Origin of the sequence: Micromonospora sp. MP36 (assembly GCF_008119785.1) — a bacterium.
Classification (GTDB): domain Bacteria; phylum Actinomycetota; class Actinomycetes; order Mycobacteriales; family Micromonosporaceae; genus Micromonospora.
In genome coordinates this window covers 23,893-42,852 of the sequence record NZ_VSFA01000061.1, presented here as the reverse complement: position 1 = coordinate 42,852, position 18,960 = coordinate 23,893, and the positions used below count along the sequence as shown (strand labels likewise).

Genomic DNA, 18,960 nt, shown 5'->3' with positions numbered 1-18,960 from the left:
TTCGGCCGTGTGCTCTCCCGTTCGGGCCCCCCCGCCCGTCGGCCTGCCTGCCCGTCGGTTCTGCGCCGCCGACGGCGGACCCGGCCCGGCGCCGCGGTGGTTGCGCCATCAGCACGGGGGGGGGGGGGGGCATGGCCGCCCGCCCCCGCGCCTGCCGGGCTCAGCGGGTGAGCCGGTAGAGCTCACCGCCCCGCGCGTAGTACATGACGCCGTCGGCGTCCATGGTCCAGACGTCGTCGATGCCGGTGGCCAGCCGGTCGACCGCCAGTGTGGTGGTGTCCACGCACGCGACGGTGTTCCGGAAGTTGCCGCACAGCGCGCCGTCCGGGGCGAACGCCAGGTGGTCGCTGCGCCAGACGTGGTCGACGTTCCAGTCGAAGGGCTGCACCTCGAGCGTCCGGAGCACCGTACGGTTCACCGGGTCGAACTCGAACAGCGTGCCGGCGGTCGACCCCCACACGTGGCCGTTCGGTGCGACGATCAGTGCGGTGATCGCCTTCGCGCCGGGGATGGCGGGGCCCTCCCAGACCTTCGTCGCGGTCGCCGGGTCCCAGAGGAACAGCCTCGCCTCGGTCTGGGTCGGTACGGTGCCGAGACCGCCCCACACACCGGTGCCGGCGAGCACCAGGTCGCCGACGGTGGTCAGCGCGGTGACGCTCTGGTCCGGCACGACGTTGCGGTGCACCTCCTGCGCCCCGGTTGCTGGGTCCACGAACGAGAGCGCCCCGCCGAGCTGCCCGTACTCGGGGATGGTCCCGAAGGCGACGCGCGCGCCGACGCCGGTGATGGCGAACGGACGGTCCTGGTGGTCGTTGCGCAGGGTCCCGAACTGCCGGGGATTGCTGCCCCGCACGACGGGCTTCGCCGGGTCCAGTTCGAACAGGTTCGCGCCCGGGTAGACGCCGGCGTAGATCTTGCCCTGGTAGGAGCGCAGCCCTTCCGCCTGACCCAGCGCGCCGGCGTTCTCGCTGAAGGTGCCGGTGGCGGGGTCGTACGCGGTGATCCCCCCGCTGGGGTAGGCGCTGGACCAGATCCGGCCGTCCGGGCCGGCCACCAGCGTCTGCAGTTGCGCCGGCAGCCCCGGTACCCCGGACGGCGCGACCTTGTGCGCCCCGGTCTGCGGGTTGTAGTAGTACAGCACCCCGCTTAGGTTGATCGTGACCAGCGTCCGGCCCGGCCACTCCTTCGTGTCCAGGTGCGTCCAGCCGTAGCCACGGGCGGTGCCGAATCCGGTGAAGCCGGTCGGGGTGAGGGCGCGGGTGTCGAGGTTGTAGGCCATCAGCCGGCCGCTGGTCGAGCCGAAGTAGACGTTCTTCTTCGCGTCCGGCGGCGAGACGTTGAGCCCGTTGCTGGTGCCCAGGTCGGCGATCCATTCGCCGGTCCGCAGGTCGTGCACCAGCATCCGGTTGCTGTTGGCGAGCCGGGCGAACAGCGTCTGCTGGTACACGTCGAGGTCGTAGACGAACTGTTCGGCGCGGTACGGCTCGGGCAGCGGGATCTCCCGCCGCGTGCCGGCGGCGATGTCGATCTCGACGAGTCGGGCGACGGTGCCGAGACCGGCGTAGAGCTTGCCGTTCGCCGCGGCGATGCTGCGCACGTACTGCTCGCCGGGCCAGATCTGGCCGTAGTCGCGTACCTCGCCGGTGCGGTGGTCGAAGGAGTAGACCTTGCCGCCGGGGTAGGTCCCGACGAAGACGTGGCGCCCGTCGTTCGCCAGCCGCCAGGCCGTCGTCTCGCCGGGCACCGGCGAGCCCAGGTCGTCCACGCTCGCGGCGCCGGGCCGGTAGCGGAAGAGCTTGCTGTCGGCGCCAAGGTAGGCCGTGCCGTCGGGCATGACCGTGCCGCCCCAGGAGCCGCCCGCTCCTGGTAACGGCATGGTCCGAATGACGGTGGCCGTCCGGGTGTCGATGACGCTCAGCGCGCCGGTGGTGCCCCGCGCGACGGCGTACGCGTAATCGCCGTCGGGGCTGGAGCCGAAGGTGGCACCGTAGATGGCGAGGTTGTGATGCGGCACGCCGACCAGGGTCTCCGTCGGCGTGGCGGCGTGGGCGGGAGGGGCCGCGGCGGCCGCCGCGAGCAGGGTGGTGAGGACTGCCAGCGGTGCGGCGCGGCGTAGTCGGTGAAGAACCATGGGCCGTCCTTTCCTGGATTATGGCCCCCACCGTAATCCTCGAGACATCGAAGATCAAACGTCCATCGGGAGTCCGCCGGCGAGTCGGCTGCGCTCCGCGGCGAACGCCATCCGGTGGCTGTCGAGCGACTCCCGCGGCCCGGAATGCACCAGGGACCGGTCGCCGGTCCCGACCGCCTCGACGAACGCGGCCATCAACCCGTGGTCGCCGCCGCCGTGGCCGGACCCCGCGTCCGCCCCGCCGGCCGCCGTGTCCAGCGTGGACGTCTCTCCGGTCACGAAGTCGGTCAGCGTCACCCGCTCGCCGTCACCCTCCAGGTAGCCGCGGGTGCCCATGATGCGCGTACGCCGGTGGCCGCCCGGGGTGAAGGCGCTCATGGTCAGGGTCGCCGTGGCCCCGCCGGCGAACGACACCGTGACCGTCTGGTGGTCGACCACGTCGTTCCCGCCGGTGTAGACGCACCGGCCGTACGGTCCCTCGCGCAGCGCGGTCCGCACCCCGTCCGGGCTGAGGTCCCGGGTGACCACGGACAACGGCCAGACGTGCCGGTCGGGGTCGGCCAGGCACTCGGCGTAGAAGCGGTCCGCCGCGTACGGGCAGGTGCCCCGCAGTGGGCAGTCGAGGCAGCGGTCGGCGGCGCCGGCCGGCCGGTTGCCGGGGTGGAAGTGGTACAGCGCGCCGACGCTGCTGACCCGCACCGGCACGTCGTCCACCACGTAGCGCAGCCAGTCCAGGTCGTGGCAGCACTTGGCCAGCAGGCTGGAGGAGGACTCGTCGGCCCGACGCCAGTTGCCCCGCACGTAGGAGTGCGCGAAGTGCCACCAGCCCACCGGTTCCAGGTGGTCCACGCCGACGATCCGGCCGACCGCCCCCGCGTCGAGCAGCCGCTTCACCATCGCCGTGTAGGGCGTGTAGCGCAGCACGTGGCAGACCGTCAGGAGCACCCCGGTACGCCGGGCCACGTCCACGACCGCGTCGCACTCCTGCTCCGTCGGCGCCATCGGCTTCTCCAGCAGGATGTCGTAGCCGAGGGCGGCGAGCCGGGCGACGGGTGCGAGGTGCTCCCGGTCCGGGGTGGCCACCACCACCGCGTCGGCCAGGCGGGGCTGGTCGGCGAGGGCCTGCCAGGAGGGGAACCGGCGGGCCGCCGGCACCTGGTGCCGGTCGGCCAGCGCGTCGCGGTGGCCGGCCCGGGGCTCGGCGACGGCGACGACGCGGGCGCGCTCCGGGAACCGCTCCGCGTATCCCGCGTAGGTGCCGCCGCGGTTGCCCGCGCCGACGATGGCCAGAGAGACAGTCATCCGAGCCTTCCCTATAACGGATATGGGTCGATACGGTCAGTAGTTGCCGGAGCAGTGGCGATACGACCTCGAAATGTCTCGGGCCTAGTATCGGCCCGGACCGTAAGTTAACCTACTGCGAACCAAGCTCCCCTGGAAGGATGCGAGATGCGTGTTCGGAAGAGCCTGACGGCCGTCGCGGTGGCGCTCGTCGCCGCGCTCGCCGCCGCCGGCTGTGGAGGCTCCGGCTCCGGTGACTCGGGCAAGAAGACCGTGACAATGTGGATATACCCGGTGATCTTCGACGAGGCGAAGCACCGGGCCTTCTGGGACGAGACCGTCAAGGCGTTCCAGGCGCAGCACCCCGACATCCAGGTCAAGACCGAGATCTTCCCGTGGGCCAACCGCGACCAGGCGCTGGCCACCGCGATCGCCGGCAACAAGGGCCCGGACGTCGTCTACCTCATCCCCGACCAGCTGCCGAAGTACGCCCGCAACATCGAGCCGGTCGACGCCTACCTGGACGACGCGGCCAAGAGCGACTACCTCGACAACGTGGTCAAGTCGGTGACCATCGACGGCAAGATGATGGGCGCCCCCATCCTCACCAGCGCCGTGACGATGATGTGCAACAAGAAGGTGTTCGAGGCGGTCGGCCAGACGACCTACCCCGCGACCTGGAACGACCTGCTCACCATGGCGCCGGCCTTCAAGGCCAAGGGTTACGACGTCACCGCCTACCCCGGCGACGTGAAGAACACCCTGAACCAGACGTTCTACCCGCTGCTGTGGCAGGCCGGCGGCGACGTGTTCAGCCCGGACGGCAAGTCGGTGGCCTTCAACAGCGACGCCGGCCGCAAGGCGCTCACCTTCGTCAAGCAACTGGTCGACGGCGGTTACGTGGACAAGACCCTGCTCACCACGCTGCCGCCCACCGAGCAGACCCGGATCGCCCAGAACAAGGTGGCCTGCCTGTGGCACTCGGCTCCGCAGGAGGTGGAGCAGTTCTGGGGCAAGGAGAACATCAAGGTCCTCCCGCCGCTGACCGAGACCAAGCAGATCGGGTACGGCACCGTCGGCTCGCTCGCCATGCTGAAGGGCGCGAAGGACAAGAAGGCCGCGGGCGAGTGGATCGCCTACGCCTCCGGCGCCGATGTCACCAAGAAGTACGACACCGCGTCCAGCTTCTTCTCCCCGAAGAAGTCGGCGGGGACGCTGTTCGCCGGGGATCCCGTCCTCGGTGAGCAGGAGAAGTACGTAGGCGTCACCACCGTCGGTCCGCTGCACGAGAAGGCCCGGGATGTGCAGGGCGTGCTCGCCCCGGAGATCCAGGCCGCGCTGCTCGGAAAGAAGTCCGTCGACCAGGCGCTCAGCGACGCGGCCAAGGCCGCGGACGCGCTGCTCGGCTAGTCCCGTGTGACGCTGCTCCTGGTGGGCCCCGCGCCCGCCAGGAGCAGCGAGAAAGGTGTGGACGTGGTCACCCTGTCTGCCCGCCGGCGCCTGCGCCGTCCCTCGCTGCGGGAGGCCGGCACGGCGTTGCTGTTCGTGCTGCCGTGCCTGCTGCTCTTCGTCGCCTTCCGGTTCGGCCCGGCGGTGGCCGGGGTGCTGCTCGGCTTCACCGACTACACCATCGGCGGCGACGCCTCCTGGGTCGGCCTGGACAACTTCCGCCGGTTGATCGACGACCCCACCTTCTGGTCGGCCCTGAAGGTGACGGTGATCTTCGCGCTGCTGTCCGTGCCGCTGTCGATGGTCGCCTCGCTCGGCATGGCGCTGCTGACCCGCCGGGTGTTCCGCGGCGTGAAGCTCTTCCGGTCCATCTTCTTCCTGCCCGTGGTCACCAGCCTCATCCTCGCCGGCGTGGTCTTCACCTGGGTCTTCGCCGAGCACGGACCGTGGTCGCGGCTCATGGGCGCGTTCGGCCTGCCGGCCCAGTCCTGGCTCGCCGACAGCACACTGGTGCTGCCCGCGATCGTGCTCGTCTCGGTCTGGTCCCGGTTCGGGTACGGGATGCTCATCCTGCTCGCCCGGCTGCAGGAGATCCCCGCCGAACTGGAGGAGGCGGCCCTCAGCGACGGCGCGTCCGCGTGGCAGCGGTTCCGGTACGTGACCCTGCCGCAGCTGCGTCCGGCGCTGTTCTTCCTGGCCATCATCGAGACGACCATGTCGTTCCAGGTCTTCGACATCGTCTACGTGATGACCGGCGGCGGGCCGGTACGCGCCAGCTACACCCTCGTCTACCAGCTGTACGAGCAGGGCTTCCGCTACTTCGACCTGGGCTATGCCAGTGCGGTCGGGCTCGCGCTGTTCGTGATGACCGTCATCGTGGCGCTGATCCAGCGCCTGACCCTGGGGAGGGAAGAGTGACCGACACCCTGGTCCCCTCGGCCACACCCGCCGCACCGCCGGCCAGGCGCTCCCGGCGGCCGCACCGGCCGCAGCAGGCGAGCCGGAGCTGGCGAGTCACCCGGGCGGTGCTGCTGTTCGTCGCGGCGCTCGCGACGATCTTCCCCTTCTACACGATGGTCGTGCTGTCGTTCAAACCGACCGGCCCGGTCACCTTCCCGGACAGCCTGCTGCCCTGGCCGTTCTCCACCGAGGCGTACGACCGGCTGCTGGGTGCCAAGAGCATGCTGGGCTGGGCGTGGAACACGCTGGTCTACTCGATCGTGTCTGTGGTCGGCGTGCTGCTGCTGTCGTCGCTGGCCGGCTACGCGTTCGCCAAGAAGCGCTTCCCCGGCAAGGAACCGATGTTCTGGTCGTTCCTGGCCATGCTGATGGTGCCCTACCACGTCACGATGATCCCGACCTTCATCATCATCTCCGAGCTGGGCGGCGTGGACACCTACTGGGGCCTGATCGTGCCGACCCTGGCCAACGCCCAGGCGGTGTTCCTGATGCGACAGTTCATCGCCTCGCTGCCCGACTCGCTCTTCGAGGCGGCCCGGCTGGACGGCTGCTCCGAACTGCGGGTGTACGTCTCGATCGTGCTGCCCCTGATCAAGCCGGTCCTGGCCACCCTCGGGGTCTTCGTGTTCCTGTGGCACTGGAACGACTTCATGTGGCCGCTGATCATCGGGCAGAGCAGCGACATGCGTACCCTGACCACCGGCATCGCCTCGATGCAGCAGGAGAACGTGCCGCTCAACATGCTCCTCGCCGGCTCGGTCCTCGCCTTCGTGCCGATCTTCATGGCGTACCTCGTCGGGCAGCGGTACTTCACCGAGGGCGTCACCACCTCCGGGATCAAGGGGTGAGCGCGAGGCGTGCCGCGCTGCGGAGCCCCGCAGTCGCGAACGGAAGGTCGATCGGGTGAGCGGCGTGGTGCGCGTCGCCGTGGCCGCGTCGCCGGCGCTGCGGTCGATGTTCTTCCCCGGGGCACGCTGGGACGCGCTCGCCGCGCTCGGTCCGGTGCGCCTCCCGCCCGACGGGGCCGACGTCGCCGACCCGGCGGTGCTGGCGGACCTGCTGACGGACGCGGACGTCGTGGTCACCGGCTGGGGCTGTGCGCCGCTGACGGCACGGGTGCTCGACGCCGCCCCACGGCTGCGGCTGCTCGCGCACACCGGCGCCTCGGTGAAGCCGTTCGTCACGCCGGAGAGCTTCGCCCGCGGCGTGCGGGTGACCCAGGCCGGCGACGCCATGGCGTACGCGGTGGGGGAACAGGCGCTGGCGCTGACCCTGGCCCTGCTGCACCAGGTGCACCGCTTCGACCACGCGCTGCGTACCGGGGCCGCCTGGTCGGCCGCGAAGTCCGCGCCGCCCCGGCGGGAGCTGCGCGGCGCGGTGGTCGGCGTAATCGGCGCCTCCCGCACCGGGCGGGCGTACCTGCGGCTGGTCCGGGCGCTCGGCGCGCGGGTGCTCGTCACCGATCCGTACCTGTCCGCCGAGGAGGCCGAGGAACTCGGCGCGACCCTGGTCGGGCTGGACGACCTGCTGCGCTCCGCGCGGGTGGTGTCGCTGCACGCGCCCGTGCTGCCGGCCACCGTCGGCCTGCTCGGCGCCCGGGAGCTCGCGTTGCTGCCCACCGGGGCCCTGCTGGTCAACACCGCGCGTGCGGCGCTGGTGGACGGGGACGCCCTGCTGGCCGAGCTGCGCGCCGGGCGGATCGACGCGGCGCTGGACGTCTTCGACGAGGAACCGCTGCCGGTGGACCATCCGCTGCGGCGGTTGCCCAATGTGCTGCTGACGCCGCACGAGGCGGCGGGCACGGTCGAGTCGCGGCGGCGGGCCGGGGAGATCGTGGTCGACGAGATCGACCGGTTCCGGCGCGGCGAGCCGCTGCGCCACGAGGTACGCCCGGAGCAGCTGGCGAGCATGGGCTGACGCCCGCACAACCCGTCGCTGACCTGCGGTGGCGCGCTGAGTAGCCTGTGCGACCATGCGGATCGCCCTTGCCGGACTGGCCACCAGTCACCCGTACACCGACGCCAAGGCCCTGTGCCGGCACGCCGACCTCGTGGTCTGGGAGCCGGACCCGCAGCGGCTGGCGCGGTTCCGCGCGGAGCACCCGGACGCCACGGTGACGCCGGACCTGTCCGCACTGCTGGCCACCCGGCCGGACGGGGTGGTGCTCACCGTGCCGACGTCGGAGGTGCCCGAGGCGCTGGCGCGGGTGCTCGACGCCGGGCTGCCCTGCTTCGTCAACAAGCCGGCGGCGGCCACGGTGGACCAGCTCGACCGGCTCGACCGGGTGGTCTCCCGCAGCCCGGAGCTGGTGCTCTCCTCCTCGGTGCTGCGCTTCGCCCCCGACTTCGCCGCGTTCGCCGTGCCGCGGGAGGAGGTGCTCGCGGTCCGCGCCACCGTCCGGCACGACGTCGGCCTCTGGGCCACCGGCTACAACCCCTGGCAGGACGACCCGGCCGTGGGCGGCGGAACGCTAGTCATGATGGGCCTGCACGGGGTCGAACTGCTCGTCGCGCTGCTCGGCCCGGCCGTGCGGCTGGTCGGCGCCGCCGCCACCACCCGCAGCTACCGCACCCTGCGCTCGGAGGACACCGGGCTGCTGGCGGTGCAGTGGGACGACGGCGTGCCAGGCGTCGTCGAGGTGCTCGGGGTGAGCCAGGGCGAGTCGTACGAGGTGACCGTGCACACCGCGACCGGGGAGCACCGGGTCAACCTGCGCGGCGGGGCCGACGAGCTGGGCTACGGCGCGACCATCGACGCGTTCCTGGGCATGGTCAAGGGCGCGCCGAGCCCGGTGCCGTGGGCGCAGACCCGTTCCGTCCTGGGCGTCCTCGCGGCGGCCCGCGCCCAGCTCTGATCGGCCGCCCGCCGGGAAGCCCGGCGCGGCGACCGCGACCACGCCTTGACGACCTTCTCCGCCGGAAGTTACGGTCAGGACCGTTAATCCGGAAGGGGCTTGTGGTATGCGTTCGGTGGCGGAACTGGAGGAGCGGCTGTCGCGCCCGCGGGATGTCCTGGTGGACGACCTGCGCAAGCTCGACGGCGACATCCTGGTGCTGGGAGCGGGCGGCAAGCTGGGCCCGAGCCTGGTCCGGCTGGCCCTGCGCGGGGTGGCCGCGGCCGGCACAGGTGCCCGCGTCATCGCGGTCTCCCGCTTCTCGGAGGCCGGGCTGGCCGACGCGCTCCGCGGCGAGGGCGCCGTGGTGGTCGAGGCGGACGTGACCGACGACGCCGCCCTCGCGGCCCTGCCGGACGCGGCCAACGTGGTGTTCCTCGTCGGCGCGAAGTTCGGCACGGCGGGCCGCGAGCACGCCACCTGGGCGACCAACACCTACCTGCCGGGCCGGGTCGCGCAGCGCTTCGCCGGGTCGCGCCTGGTGGCGCTCAGCACCGGCAACGTCTACCCGCTCGTCCCGGTCGCCTCCGCCGGTTGCACCGAGCAGACCCCGCTCGACCCGGTCGGCGAGTACGCCATGTCGTGCCTGGGCCGCGAGCGCATCCTCACCCACTTCGCGCAGCGCAACGACACCCCGCTGGCCCTCATCCGGCTCAACTACGCCGTCGAGATGCGCTACGGCGTCCTCGTCGACATCGCCCGCACGGTGCACGCCGGTCAGCCCGTCGACCTCACCATGGGGCACGCCAACATCGTCTGGCAGGGATACGCCAACGAAGTGACCCTGCGCGCCCTGCACCACACCGCGACGCCGCCGTTCGTGCTGAACCTGACCGGACCCGAGCTGGTCTCGGTCCGCCAGGCCGCCACCGCCCTCGCCGCCCGGCTGGGCCGAGAGCCGGTGTTCACCGGCACCGAGGCCCCCACCGCGCTGCTGTCCAACGCCCAGCTCTGCCACCGGCTCTTCGGCTACCCCGACGTGCCGGTCGCCGAGCTGATCGAGCTGACGGCCGACTGGATCGCCGGCGGCCGGCCGCTGCTCGACAAGCCGACCGGCTTCCAGCGCCGCGACGGCAAATTCTAGGAGAGACCGTGTTGACTGCTTCGACCACCCGGCACCAGTCGGCCCTGGCCCGGTTCCGGCGTGGCTGCGTGATCCCCGCCCATCCGCTCGCCCTCGACGCCGAACGCCGGCTCGACGAGCGGCGCCAGCGGGCGTTGACCCGCTACTACCTGGCCGCCGGTGCCGGCGGCATCGCGGTCGGCGTGCACACCACCCAGTTCGCCATCCATGACCCGCAGGTCGGCCTGCTCGCCCCGGTGCTGGAGTTGGCCGCCGAGACCGCCGCCGGGTCGGACGCCATCCTGGTGGCGGGCGCCTGCGGACCCACCGCGCAGGCGGTGGCCGAGGCCGAGCTGGCCGCCTCGCTCGGCTACCACATGGTCCTTCTGTCGCCGTATGCGGGCCTTGACGAGGACGGCCTCGTCGAGCGGGCCCGCGCGGTCGGCGAGGTGCTGCCCGTGGTCGGTTTCTACCTGCAACCGGCGGTCGGCGGACGGGAGCTGTCCCGCGCGTTCTGGGCCCGGCTGGCCGGGCTCGAATCGGTGGTCGGAATCAAGGTGGCGCCGTTCGACCGGTACCGCACGCTGGACGTCCTGCACGGGGTGTGCGCCGCCGGCCGCAACGGGGACCTGGCGCTCTACACCGGCAACGACGATCACATCCTCGCCGACCTGGTGGCCCCGCACCGCATCATGGTGGACGGCCGGCAGGTGGAGGTCGAGTTCGTCGGCGGGCTGCTCGGGCAGTGGGCGGTGTGGGCGAGGACCGCGGTCGGCCTGCTCGACGAGGCCCGGCGCGCCCGCGCGGGCGACGACGCCGCGCTGCGCCGGCTGCTCACCCTGGACGGCCATCTCACCGACGCCAACGCGGCCATCTTCGACGCCGCGAACGGCTACCACGGCTGCATCCCCGGCATCCACGAGGTGCTGCGCCGGCAGGGGCTGCTCGCCGGCCGATGGTGCCTCGACCCGGCGGAGGAGTTGTCGCCGGGACAGCTCGCCGAGCTCGACCGGGTGCACCGGGCCTACCCGCACCTGCGCGACGACGAGTTCGTGGCCGCCCACCTCGACGAGTGGTTGGCCTGAGGGTCGCTCCGGGAGGCTCTCGCGGGAGCCTCCCGGTAGTGCTCACAGGGTCAGGCGGTAGAGGGTCAGCGGACGTCCGCTGGTGCCCGAGGACAGGTTGCCGGTCCGTTCGGCCAGGCCCGCCAGCTCCAACCGGTGCAGCATCCGCCGGGCGGTGCGCTGCTGCACGTTGAGCTGGTCGGCCACCTCCCGGCTGGTCAGCGGCTCGCCGCCGACGGCGTGCCGCACCTCGCGCAGCCGCAGCAGCGTCGGCACCGACAGGCCGACCCGCTGCGCGATGACCGCCAGGCTCACGTCCGACACCGGCGGCGGTGCGGTGGTCGACTCCAGCACGATGTCGGTGTCGCCGCGCAGGGAGAGCACCGCGGCGGCGGCGCCCACCCGCCGGGCCCGGCTCAACGCGCGGCGGGCCAGGTTCTCCGCCTCCGCGGCGCTGCGACCGAGGCCGAAGCCGATCTGCACGGTGTCGTGCCGGTCGGCGAGCCGACGCAGCATCGGCAGCGCGGTGAAGCCGGCCGTGGCGTCGTGCAGCGGCCCGCGGGTGGTGACGATCAGGTGGGTGTCGCCGCCGAACCGGGCGAGGGTGCCGCCCAGCGCGGCCACCTCCTTGAGCAGCCCGCCGTCCCCGTCGGGCAGGCAGGCCAGGCCGAGCGCGATCTGGGCGTCCTCCTGCGCCTGGCTGCTGGCGTACAGCAGCAACTGCCGCAGGGCGGTGCGGACCGAGTGGTTCGACGGAGCCAGCCGGAACACCGGCAGCTCGTCGCGCAGCGCCTCGTGCACCGAGCTGATGCAGGTGACCGCCACCGCGGCGCCCGCCCGCCGCTGCCGCCGGTGGAAGGCGACCACGTCCGCCGAGTTCAGCCCGCTGCGGTACGGCAGCGAGCGGACCCGGTCCACCGGCAGGCCCGCCTCGGCGAAGGTGGTGCTGACGTCGGCGCCGGTGAGCGTGTCGATCGAGATCCGGGTGACGTCGTGACCGGCGCGCAGCAGCCGGACGGCGGCCTGCAACAGCGTCGCCCCGGTGTAGTCGACGAACGTCGCCGGCCGGGTCAGCACCTCCGCCTCCCGGGCCAGCGTGTACGGCACGACCCCGGTGAACAGCCACGCCTCCACCTGGCCGGCGTGCGCCTCGACGATCGCCGGGGCCTGCGACTCGTGGTCGTAGTCCAGCCGCCGGGCGGAGACGCCGGGCTGTTCCTCGCAGGTCGCGGCCACCTCGTCGACGAGGTCGTGCGGTCCGACGACCCCGATCACGATGCTCACCAGCGCCTCCTTTGGGGGGTTGCATTGGCACTCGGCACCAGATTACGGTCAGGGCCGGTATTACTGTAGCTCTGGAGGGCGAGTGTCCTACCCCAGCATGGCCGATGCCAGCGGTCGAACGATCGGCGCCGAGGAGCTGGAGGCGGTCACCCGCGTCCTCCGGTCGGGCATGCTCAGCTCCGTCTGGGGGACGGAGGTCCGTGCCCTCGAACGGGAGATGGCCGACCGACATGGAGTGTCGCACGCCGTGGCGTGCAGCTCCGGCACCGCGGCACTGCACCTCGCCGTCGCGGCCGTGGCCCCCGACCCCGGCGACGAGATCATCACCTCTCCGATCAGCGATTTCGGCACCGTCGCGCCGATTCTCGCGCAGAACGCCGTGCCGGTGTTCGCCGACGTCGATCCGTACACCGGGAACCTCGACCCCGAGGCGGTGGCCGCCGCCATCGGACCGCGCACCCGCGCGATCATCGGCGTGCACCTGTTCGGCGCCGCGGCCGACCTGCGGGCGGTGGCCGACGCCGCCGGCGTACCGCTGATCGAGGACTGCGCCCAGGCCTGGCTCACCCGATACCCGGACGACCGGCTCGTCGGCACGGCCGGCGCGATCGGCTGCTTCAGCCTGCAGCAGTGGAAGCACATCACCTGCGGCGACGGCGGCCTGGCCATCACCGACGACCCGGTGCTCGCCCGGCGGATGCGGCTGTTCGCCGACAAGGGCTGGCCGCGGGACGGCGCCCGCCGGCACGTCAGCTTCGGGATCAACTACCGGATGACCGAGCTGGCCGGGGCGGTCGCCCGGGCCCAGTTGGACAAACTGCCGGGCGTCGTGGCCGACCGGCGGCGGACCGCCCGGCGCCTGCTGGCCGCCCTGGCCGACGTGCCGGGCCTGCGGCTGCCGGCGGACCCCGAGCGGCACGCCTGGTGGCTCTTCCCGATCGTGCTGGACCCGCCGCTGACCAACACGGAGATCGCCGAGCGGCTCACCGCCGCAGGGGTGCCGGCGCGCGCCGGCTACCTCGACGAGCCCCTGCACCGCGCGCCCGCGCTGACCGAGTCGGCGGTCTACGGCACCTCCCACTACCCGCTGACGATGCCGCCCGCCGACCGGCTTCCCGACTACGGCTGGGGCACCCGGCCGAACGCCGAGCGGCTGATCAGGCAGACTCTGCTGGTGATCGACTGGAACGAGCGCTACACCGACGCCCACGTCGACGAGATCGCCAAGGCGGTCCGAACCGCGGTGACCGAGGCATGATCGACCCGAGCGCCGCGGCGCTTCGCGACCTGCTGCGGTGGCGACTGATCGCCGCCGCGGCGACGCCCGGCACCGCCGCCGGCGAGGTCGATCCGCCGCTGGTCGGGGCGTACCTGCGCGGGCTGGTCGCCGACGGCGCCGACGCCCTCGCGGTGCTCGCGCACACCGGCCGCGGCCCCTACCTCGACCCGTCCACCCGGGCGACCGTCATCCGGCAGGCGGTCGCCACCGCCGTGCCGGTGGTGGTCGGCGTAGGCGGGCGGCCGGGGGAGACCCGGGCGGCGGTCGCCGACGAGGCCGTCCAGGCCGCCGAACTGGGGGCCGCTGGGCTGCTGGTGTTCCCGGTCGAGGACGATCCGGTCGCCCACCACGAGGCGCTGTGGCGGGCCGCCGCGCTGCCGATGCTGGCGTTCGACCTCTACCTGCGGCCGTACCCGGCGGACGCGCTGCGGGCGCTGCTGGCTCACCCCGGCGTGGCCGGGGTCAAGGTGGCCCGGCTGCACGACGCGATCGCCTGCCAGGAGGCGCTGGCCGCGGCCCACCGGGCCGACCGGCTCGCGGTGACCGGCGAGGACCGGATGTTCGGCCCGTCCCTGCTGTGGGGCGCCGAGGCCGCGCTGGTCGGCCTGGCCGCCGCCGCGGTCCCGGTGACCGCGACGGTGCTGCGGGCCTTCGCCGACAAGCGGTACGACGAGTTCGTCGCCGCCTCGGCGCGGCTTGACCGGCTCGCCGCCGCCACCTTCACCGAACCGATGGCAGGTTACGTGCAACGGATGCTCTGGATCGCGGCCCACGAGGGACGCGTCCCGCCCCGGTACGCCGTCGATCCGTACGGTCCGGACCTGCCCGCCGAGGACCGGGACCGGGTGCTGCGGGTGGTGACTCCACTGTGACCGGTGAACCGCGGAAGCCGTTCGCGGCGGAGAACCTGCCACCGGTCACGCTGGACGTCGACGTCCTGGTCGGCCGGTACGCCGACCGACCCGGACCGGTCGGCGACCCGGCCCAGGTACGCGCGGCGCTCGCCGCCAACGGCATCGCCGCGGCCGCCGTGGCCAGCCTGCGGGCGGCGCTGTTCGACGTACCCAGCGGCAACGACGAGGTGGCCGCCCTCGCCGGCCCGACGGTGGTGCCGGTGGGCGCCGTGGACCTGCGGGACCCGCTGGGCGCCGAGCGGGAGGTGGTCCGGCTCGCCGAGCGGGGCGTCCGGGCCGTCCGCCTCTTCCCCGACGAGCAGCGGGTGGAGCCGGACTTCCCGTCCGTGCGGCACGTCGCCCGTCGCGCCACCGAGGCCGGACTGGTGCTGCTGGCCGGCGGCGACGTACGCCGGTTCTGGCGGCCCCTGCGCGGCGCGACCGTGGTCTTCCTCGACACGCACTTCTACCACCTGGGCGACTTCGTCGTCATCGCCCGCGACGAGCCCGGCTTCCACACCTCGACGCGGCTGCTCAACTCCCCGGACGCCCTGGAGACGGTGGCCGCGCAGGTCGGCGTCGAGCGCCTGCTCTACGGCTCGCGCACCCCGTTCTACGAGGCCGTCGTGCCCCGGCTGCGACTGGCCCACGCCGACCTGGACGCGACGGCGGTGGCGGCGGTGGCCGGCGGCAACGCCCGACGGATCCTGGGAGTGACCGCATGATCATCGACGTGCACGCGCACTGGGGCCCGTGGTTCTTCAGCATGGAGGTCGGTCAGGTCGCCACGAACCTCGCGGTGATGGACCGGTACGGCATCGACCTGGCGGTCGTCTCGGCCACCGAGGCGGTCATCTACGACGTCGCCGCCGGGAACCGGGCCATGGCCCGGGTGCTGGCGGAGCACGACCGGCTGCTCGGCTACCTGACGATCAATCCGCGTCGGCTCGACGACGCCGAGCGGGACCTGCGCGAACTGCTGCCCACCGGCCGGTTCGTCGGCGTCAAGATCCACACCGACTACACCGGCTCCCCGGTCACCTCCCCGCAGACCCGCGAGGCGCTGGCCCTGGTCGCCGCCCACGACCTGCCCGCGCTCGTGCACACCTGGGGCCCGACCCCGCTGGACCTCGCGCAGGCCTGCGCCGACATCCCCGGTCTGCGGGCCATCGCCGGGCACATGGGCGCCGACGGCTGGCGGCACGCCGTGGAAGCGGCCAACTCCGTCGACCGGCTCTGGCTGGAGCCCTGCTTCTCGCACACCGAAGCGGGCCGGTTCGCCGCCGTCGCCGCGGCCGTCAACCCCCGCCGGCTGCTCTTCGGCACCGACGCCACCCTGATCGACCCGGCCGCCGCGTACGGGGCGGTGGTCGCCGCCGATCTCGATCCCGAGCTCGGCGAGCTGGTCGCCTGGCGCAACGCCGCGGAGCTGTTCCGGCTCGACCTCGGCACGGACTGACGGGCCGGCCGGAACTGTCGCACCGGCCAGCTACCGTGCCGGACATGATCGCCGACGACTCCGACGCCGTGACCGTGATGTTCCACCGGATGATGCGCGCCGCGTTGCGCGCCGAGAAGGTGGGGGAGGACACCCTCGGCCGGACGGTCGAGCTGGCCCGGTCCTGGGGCGCCAGCCCGAGCGCCGACGCCCGCCTCGCCGTGGCGCTGCGGGAGCTGCACGGCGAGCCGGTCGACCCCGACGACCCGCGCCAGGTCGCGGACGAGGCCCGGTCGTTGGCCGCGGCGAGCGGTCTGGCCCCGGAGCCGGACCCGCGGGGCGCGGGGATGGCCCGCTTCGTCGCCAACGTCCGGCGGCTGCGCAGCGGGGAGATCACCCGGGCCGAGTTCGAGGAGATCCTCGGCCCGGACGCCGGGCGGGCCCGCTGGATCGAGGAGCCCGACCCGCGCTGGCCCGACGAGGACTGATACCCGCCGGTCGCCACCCGCTCGTCGGTCATGCGGGTGCAACGACCGTAGTCAGTGTTGACCTGCCCGAGTAGCGCCATTACGGTCACGACCATAATTAGAGGGCTCGACGAGACAAGTGGGCGTCGCACACCCTCCACTCCTGTTTGGGAGGCCGACCCGTGACCATCTCCGCACGAAGGCTGTACCTCGCTCTGGCCGTTGGTCTTGCGATATTGCTGTCAAGTAGTGGTGCGTTCGCCGCCTCGCCCATCGCGCCGGCGGCTGCCGAACCTGTAGTACGCAATGGAGGATTCGAGGAGCCGGCAGCCGTCGGCTCCATTCCGGGCTGGACCCAAAGGTATGGAACGAGTGGGTTTAGCGTGCTCGCCTCGCCGACACGCTCCGGCGGACAGGCGCTGGCGATGGAGGACCCCAGCAACACCATGCAGATCGGACTGCTCAGCGACCCGGTGCCGGTCGACGCCGGCCGTATGTACGACTTCGGGGCGTGGGCGCTGGTCAAGCGCGGCATTCCGTCCATTGTGGTCTATTACCACGACGCCGCCGGCCGGCAACTGTCCAGCAGTTCGTACCGCATCTCCTACGGCGACCCGACGGCCTGGTCCTGGGAAGCGGTGACCGCGAAGACCCCCGAGGGCACGGCCACCGCGCGCATCCTGCTCTACTCGTCCACCCTGGACGCCACCAGCGTCGTCTGGGACGACGTCATGGTCCGGCCGGCCCCGCCGTGGACGGAGGCCTCGCTCGGGCACCCCGTGGTGGCCGCCAACATCCTCGACACCGCCTACGGGGTGGGGCCGGACGGCCGTGAGGAGGTGTACGCGGTGACCACCGGCACCCCGGCTCGATTCGAGGTGATCGACGTGGCGACCGGCAAACTCAAGCACGCGGCATCGCTGCCGGCCGGGGCCCAGGGCTCCTGGTCGATTGTTACCGGCGGCGACGGCTCGGTGTACGTCGGTGCGTACAACAACGGCGAGCTCTACCGCTGGTCACCAACGACCGCCATGCTCGAATCGATGGGCCGGGCCACACCGAACGCGCTCTACCTGTGGGACCTGGAGGTCGACCAGAAGGGGATCGTCTGGGGTGGCACCTACCCCAAGGGAGAGGTGTTCAGCTTCGATCCGGCCAGCGGCGAGTTCACCAGCTACGGCAGCGTCTCCGACGAGGCGTACGTGCGCAGCGTTGCCCTCGCCGACGGTCTGGTCTATGCCGGCCTGGGCAGCTCGAAGCCACGCATCGTCGTCCTCGACCCCGCAACCGGCGCTCAGCGCACCATCGAACTGCCGGCCGAACACCGCGACAACGAGTTCGTCTACTTCCTCGATATCCGGGGGAACACGATGTTTACCCGGGTCACGCCCGGCAACCACCTGCTCGCCTACGACCTCAAGCGGGGCGAGTGGATCGCCGACCTCGGGCCGACCTCATTCGGCAGCGTGTCACAGCCCGGGCCGGAGCGGGACGTGTACTACATCGACGCGGCCGGTGAGCTGCGGGCCTACAACCTCACCTCCGGCAAGGTGCGGGCTACCGGCATAAAGAACCTCAAGCCGGCGCGGGACTTCGGTTGGGTGCACCTGGGCGGCCGTGACTTTCCGGGCAACACGCTCGCCTTCATGTACCAGACCGGCGAGATGGCCTACTACAACCCCCTGACCGGGGCACACGACATCCGCCTGACCGATGTGGAGACGGCCCCGATCAAGATCCAGTCGATCGGCAAGGGCCCCGACGGCCGGATCTACGTCGGCGGCTACATGTACGAGGGGATCTCGGCGTACGACCCGGCGACCGGGACCACCGATACGCTCCCGCGCGGCTACGTCGGGCAGGTCGAAGGGATGCTGGCCCACGACGGGGACCTCTACCTGGGCACCTACACCAGGGCCAACCTCTACCGCTATGACCCGAGCAAGCCGTGGGACGGCAACAACAACCCGGAACACTTCGGCGCGCTGGAACACCTCGAACAGGACCGGCCCTTCGCCTGGGCATCGGTCGGTGACCGGGTGGCCTTCGGCACCGTCCCCTCCTACGGCAAACTCGGCGGGGTGCTCGGCCTGTACGACCCGGCCACCGGACAACTGGCGACGCACCGGGACGTCGTTCCGGGGCAGAGCATCGTGTCGTTGGCCGCGGCGGGACAGGTGCTCTTCGGCGGCACCTCCGTCTACGGTGGGCTCGGCTCCACACCGACGGGGCAGACCGCGAAGGTCTTCGCCTGGGACACCACCCGAGGGGCCAAGCTGTGGGAGATCGAACTCGCCCCGGAGGTGCAGGCGGTAACCGCCCTGGCGGTCGCGCCGGACGGCAAGCTCTGGGCGATCGACGTGGGCCGGCTGTACGAATTGGACCCGGCGACCGGTCAGGTGCTACGCCGGACGCAGCTCATGCCGTACCTGTGGCAGGGCGCCTCCCTCTGGGTCAGCGCGGACCTGGAGTTCGCCGAGGACGGCACCCTGTACGCGTTGAGTCGCGGAACCCTGTTCCAGATCGAGCCGGCGACGCTGGAGTCCCGGAAACTGACGACCGGGATCACCAACTTCACGTTTGCCCGCGACGGGCACGCGCTGTACTACGCCCGGTCCGACGAGGTGTTCCGGCTCAGCCCGGATCAGTAACCTTGCCGGCGAAGCTGTGAGCGGCAGGGGTGCTCCCGGCTCAGGCCGACCGGGAGCACCCTCAGCCGGACGGTCGAGCCGGCCTGGTCCCGGGGCGCCAGCCCGGC

16 protein-coding genes are annotated in these 18,960 nt (G+C 72.2%); 13 read left to right on the top strand and 3 right to left on the bottom strand.

Annotated features, from left to right (window positions below; all coding sequences use genetic code 11):
* Nucleotides 1-160: 160 nt before the first annotated feature.
* On the bottom strand, nucleotides 161-2,131 hold the full coding sequence (locus FXF52_RS28525; protein WP_148801424.1) for a PQQ-binding-like beta-propeller repeat protein: 1,971 nt from the start codon (nucleotides 2,129-2,131) through the stop codon (nucleotides 161-163).
* A gap of 54 nt (nucleotides 2,132-2,185) precedes the next feature.
* A complete protein-coding gene (locus FXF52_RS28520) occupies nucleotides 2,186-3,433 on the bottom strand; it encodes a Gfo/Idh/MocA family protein (RefSeq protein WP_148801423.1) in 1,248 nt (415 codons plus the stop codon).
* Nucleotides 3,434-3,580: 147 nt separating this feature from the next.
* On the opposite strand from FXF52_RS28520, the gene FXF52_RS28515 reads away from it, so the two are divergent.
* The 7 genes from FXF52_RS28515 (at nucleotide 3,581) to FXF52_RS28485 (ending at nucleotide 10,862) form a co-directional block, all read left to right on the top strand.
* Nucleotides 3,581-4,822, top strand: a complete 1,242-nt coding sequence (locus tag FXF52_RS28515; RefSeq protein WP_148801422.1) for an ABC transporter substrate-binding protein — start codon at nucleotides 3,581-3,583, stop codon at nucleotides 4,820-4,822.
* Between the two features lie 63 nt (nucleotides 4,823-4,885).
* Nucleotides 4,886-5,779, top strand: coding sequence for a carbohydrate ABC transporter permease (locus FXF52_RS28510; RefSeq protein WP_222870726.1), 894 nt, complete (start codon nucleotides 4,886-4,888; stop codon nucleotides 5,777-5,779).
* On the top strand, nucleotides 5,776-6,669 hold the full coding sequence (locus FXF52_RS28505; protein ID WP_222870725.1) for a carbohydrate ABC transporter permease: 894 nt from the start codon (nucleotides 5,776-5,778) through the stop codon (nucleotides 6,667-6,669). Before FXF52_RS28510 ends, FXF52_RS28505 begins: the two co-directional genes overlap by 4 nt.
* A gap of 55 nt (nucleotides 6,670-6,724) precedes the next feature.
* Nucleotides 6,725-7,738 carry a hydroxyacid dehydrogenase gene (locus tag FXF52_RS28500; protein ID WP_222870724.1) on the top strand — a complete coding sequence of 338 codons (1,014 nt, stop codon included), beginning with the start codon at nucleotides 6,725-6,727 and terminating at the stop codon, nucleotides 7,736-7,738.
* A 55-nt stretch (nucleotides 7,739-7,793) separates the two neighbouring features.
* Nucleotides 7,794-8,675, top strand: a complete 882-nt coding sequence (locus FXF52_RS28495; protein WP_148801421.1) for a Gfo/Idh/MocA family protein — start codon at nucleotides 7,794-7,796, stop codon at nucleotides 8,673-8,675.
* Nucleotides 8,676-8,781: 106 nt separating this feature from the next.
* On the top strand, nucleotides 8,782-9,798 hold the full coding sequence (locus FXF52_RS28490) for an NAD(P)-dependent oxidoreductase (RefSeq protein ID WP_148801420.1): 1,017 nt from the start codon (nucleotides 8,782-8,784) through the stop codon (nucleotides 9,796-9,798).
* 8 nt (nucleotides 9,799-9,806) lie between these two features.
* Nucleotides 9,807-10,862, top strand: coding sequence for a dihydrodipicolinate synthase family protein (locus FXF52_RS28485; protein ID WP_222870723.1), 1,056 nt, complete (start codon nucleotides 9,807-9,809; stop codon nucleotides 10,860-10,862).
* A gap of 42 nt (nucleotides 10,863-10,904) precedes the next feature.
* Here the strand turns inward: FXF52_RS28485 and FXF52_RS28480 are convergent, their stop codons facing one another.
* Entirely contained in the window at nucleotides 10,905-12,125 is a 1,221-nt protein-coding gene (locus FXF52_RS28480) for a hypothetical protein (RefSeq protein WP_148801419.1), read from the bottom strand.
* Between the two features lie 82 nt (nucleotides 12,126-12,207).
* Between FXF52_RS28480 and FXF52_RS28475 the strand changes: the two genes are divergently transcribed.
* From FXF52_RS28475 to FXF52_RS28450, 6 genes are all read left to right on the top strand, one after another.
* Nucleotides 12,208-13,383, top strand: a complete 1,176-nt coding sequence (locus tag FXF52_RS28475; RefSeq protein WP_148801418.1) for a DegT/DnrJ/EryC1/StrS aminotransferase family protein — start codon at nucleotides 12,208-12,210, stop codon at nucleotides 13,381-13,383.
* A complete protein-coding gene (locus FXF52_RS28470; RefSeq protein ID WP_148801417.1) occupies nucleotides 13,380-14,276 on the top strand; it encodes a dihydrodipicolinate synthase family protein in 897 nt (298 codons plus the stop codon). Before FXF52_RS28475 ends, FXF52_RS28470 begins: the two co-directional genes overlap by 4 nt.
* On the top strand, nucleotides 14,273-15,022 hold the full coding sequence (locus FXF52_RS28465) for a hypothetical protein (RefSeq protein ID WP_148801416.1): 750 nt from the start codon (nucleotides 14,273-14,275) through the stop codon (nucleotides 15,020-15,022). Before FXF52_RS28470 ends, FXF52_RS28465 begins: the two co-directional genes overlap by 4 nt.
* Complete coding sequence (locus tag FXF52_RS28460) at nucleotides 15,019-15,756, top strand: amidohydrolase family protein (RefSeq protein WP_148801415.1); 738 nt, start codon at nucleotides 15,019-15,021, stop codon at nucleotides 15,754-15,756. The genes FXF52_RS28465 and FXF52_RS28460 overlap by 4 nt, the downstream gene beginning before the upstream one ends.
* 44 nt (nucleotides 15,757-15,800) lie before the next feature.
* A complete protein-coding gene (locus FXF52_RS28455) occupies nucleotides 15,801-16,223 on the top strand; it encodes a hypothetical protein (protein ID WP_255472429.1) in 423 nt (140 codons plus the stop codon).
* A gap of 404 nt (nucleotides 16,224-16,627) precedes the next feature.
* Entirely contained in the window at nucleotides 16,628-18,853 is a 2,226-nt protein-coding gene (locus FXF52_RS28450) for a PQQ-binding-like beta-propeller repeat protein (RefSeq protein ID WP_148801414.1), read from the top strand.
* The last annotated feature ends 107 nt before the right edge of the window (nucleotides 18,854-18,960 follow it).

Excerpts from the sequence above, each read along its gene's own strand:
- FXF52_RS28525 (WP_148801424.1), bottom strand. The coding sequence starts at position 2,131 with ATGGTTCTTCACCGACTACGCCGCGCCGCACCGCTGGCAGTCCTCACC.
- FXF52_RS28520 (WP_148801423.1), bottom strand. The coding sequence starts at position 3,433 with ATGACTGTCTCTCTGGCCATCGTCGGCGCGGGCAACCGCGGCGGCACC.
- FXF52_RS28515 (WP_148801422.1), top strand. The coding sequence starts at position 3,581 with ATGCGTGTTCGGAAGAGCCTGACGGCCGTCGCGGTGGCGCTCGTCGCC.
- FXF52_RS28495 (WP_148801421.1), top strand. The coding sequence starts at position 7,794 with ATGCGGATCGCCCTTGCCGGACTGGCCACCAGTCACCCGTACACCGAC.
- FXF52_RS28490 (WP_148801420.1), top strand. The coding sequence starts at position 8,782 with ATGCGTTCGGTGGCGGAACTGGAGGAGCGGCTGTCGCGCCCGCGGGAT.
- FXF52_RS28470 (WP_148801417.1), top strand. The coding sequence starts at position 13,380 with ATGATCGACCCGAGCGCCGCGGCGCTTCGCGACCTGCTGCGGTGGCGA.
- FXF52_RS28460 (WP_148801415.1), top strand. The coding sequence starts at position 15,019 with ATGATCATCGACGTGCACGCGCACTGGGGCCCGTGGTTCTTCAGCATG.
- FXF52_RS28455 (WP_255472429.1), top strand. The coding sequence starts at position 15,801 with ATGATCGCCGACGACTCCGACGCCGTGACCGTGATGTTCCACCGGATG.
- FXF52_RS28450 (WP_148801414.1), top strand. The coding sequence starts at position 16,628 with ATGGAGGACCCCAGCAACACCATGCAGATCGGACTGCTCAGCGACCCG.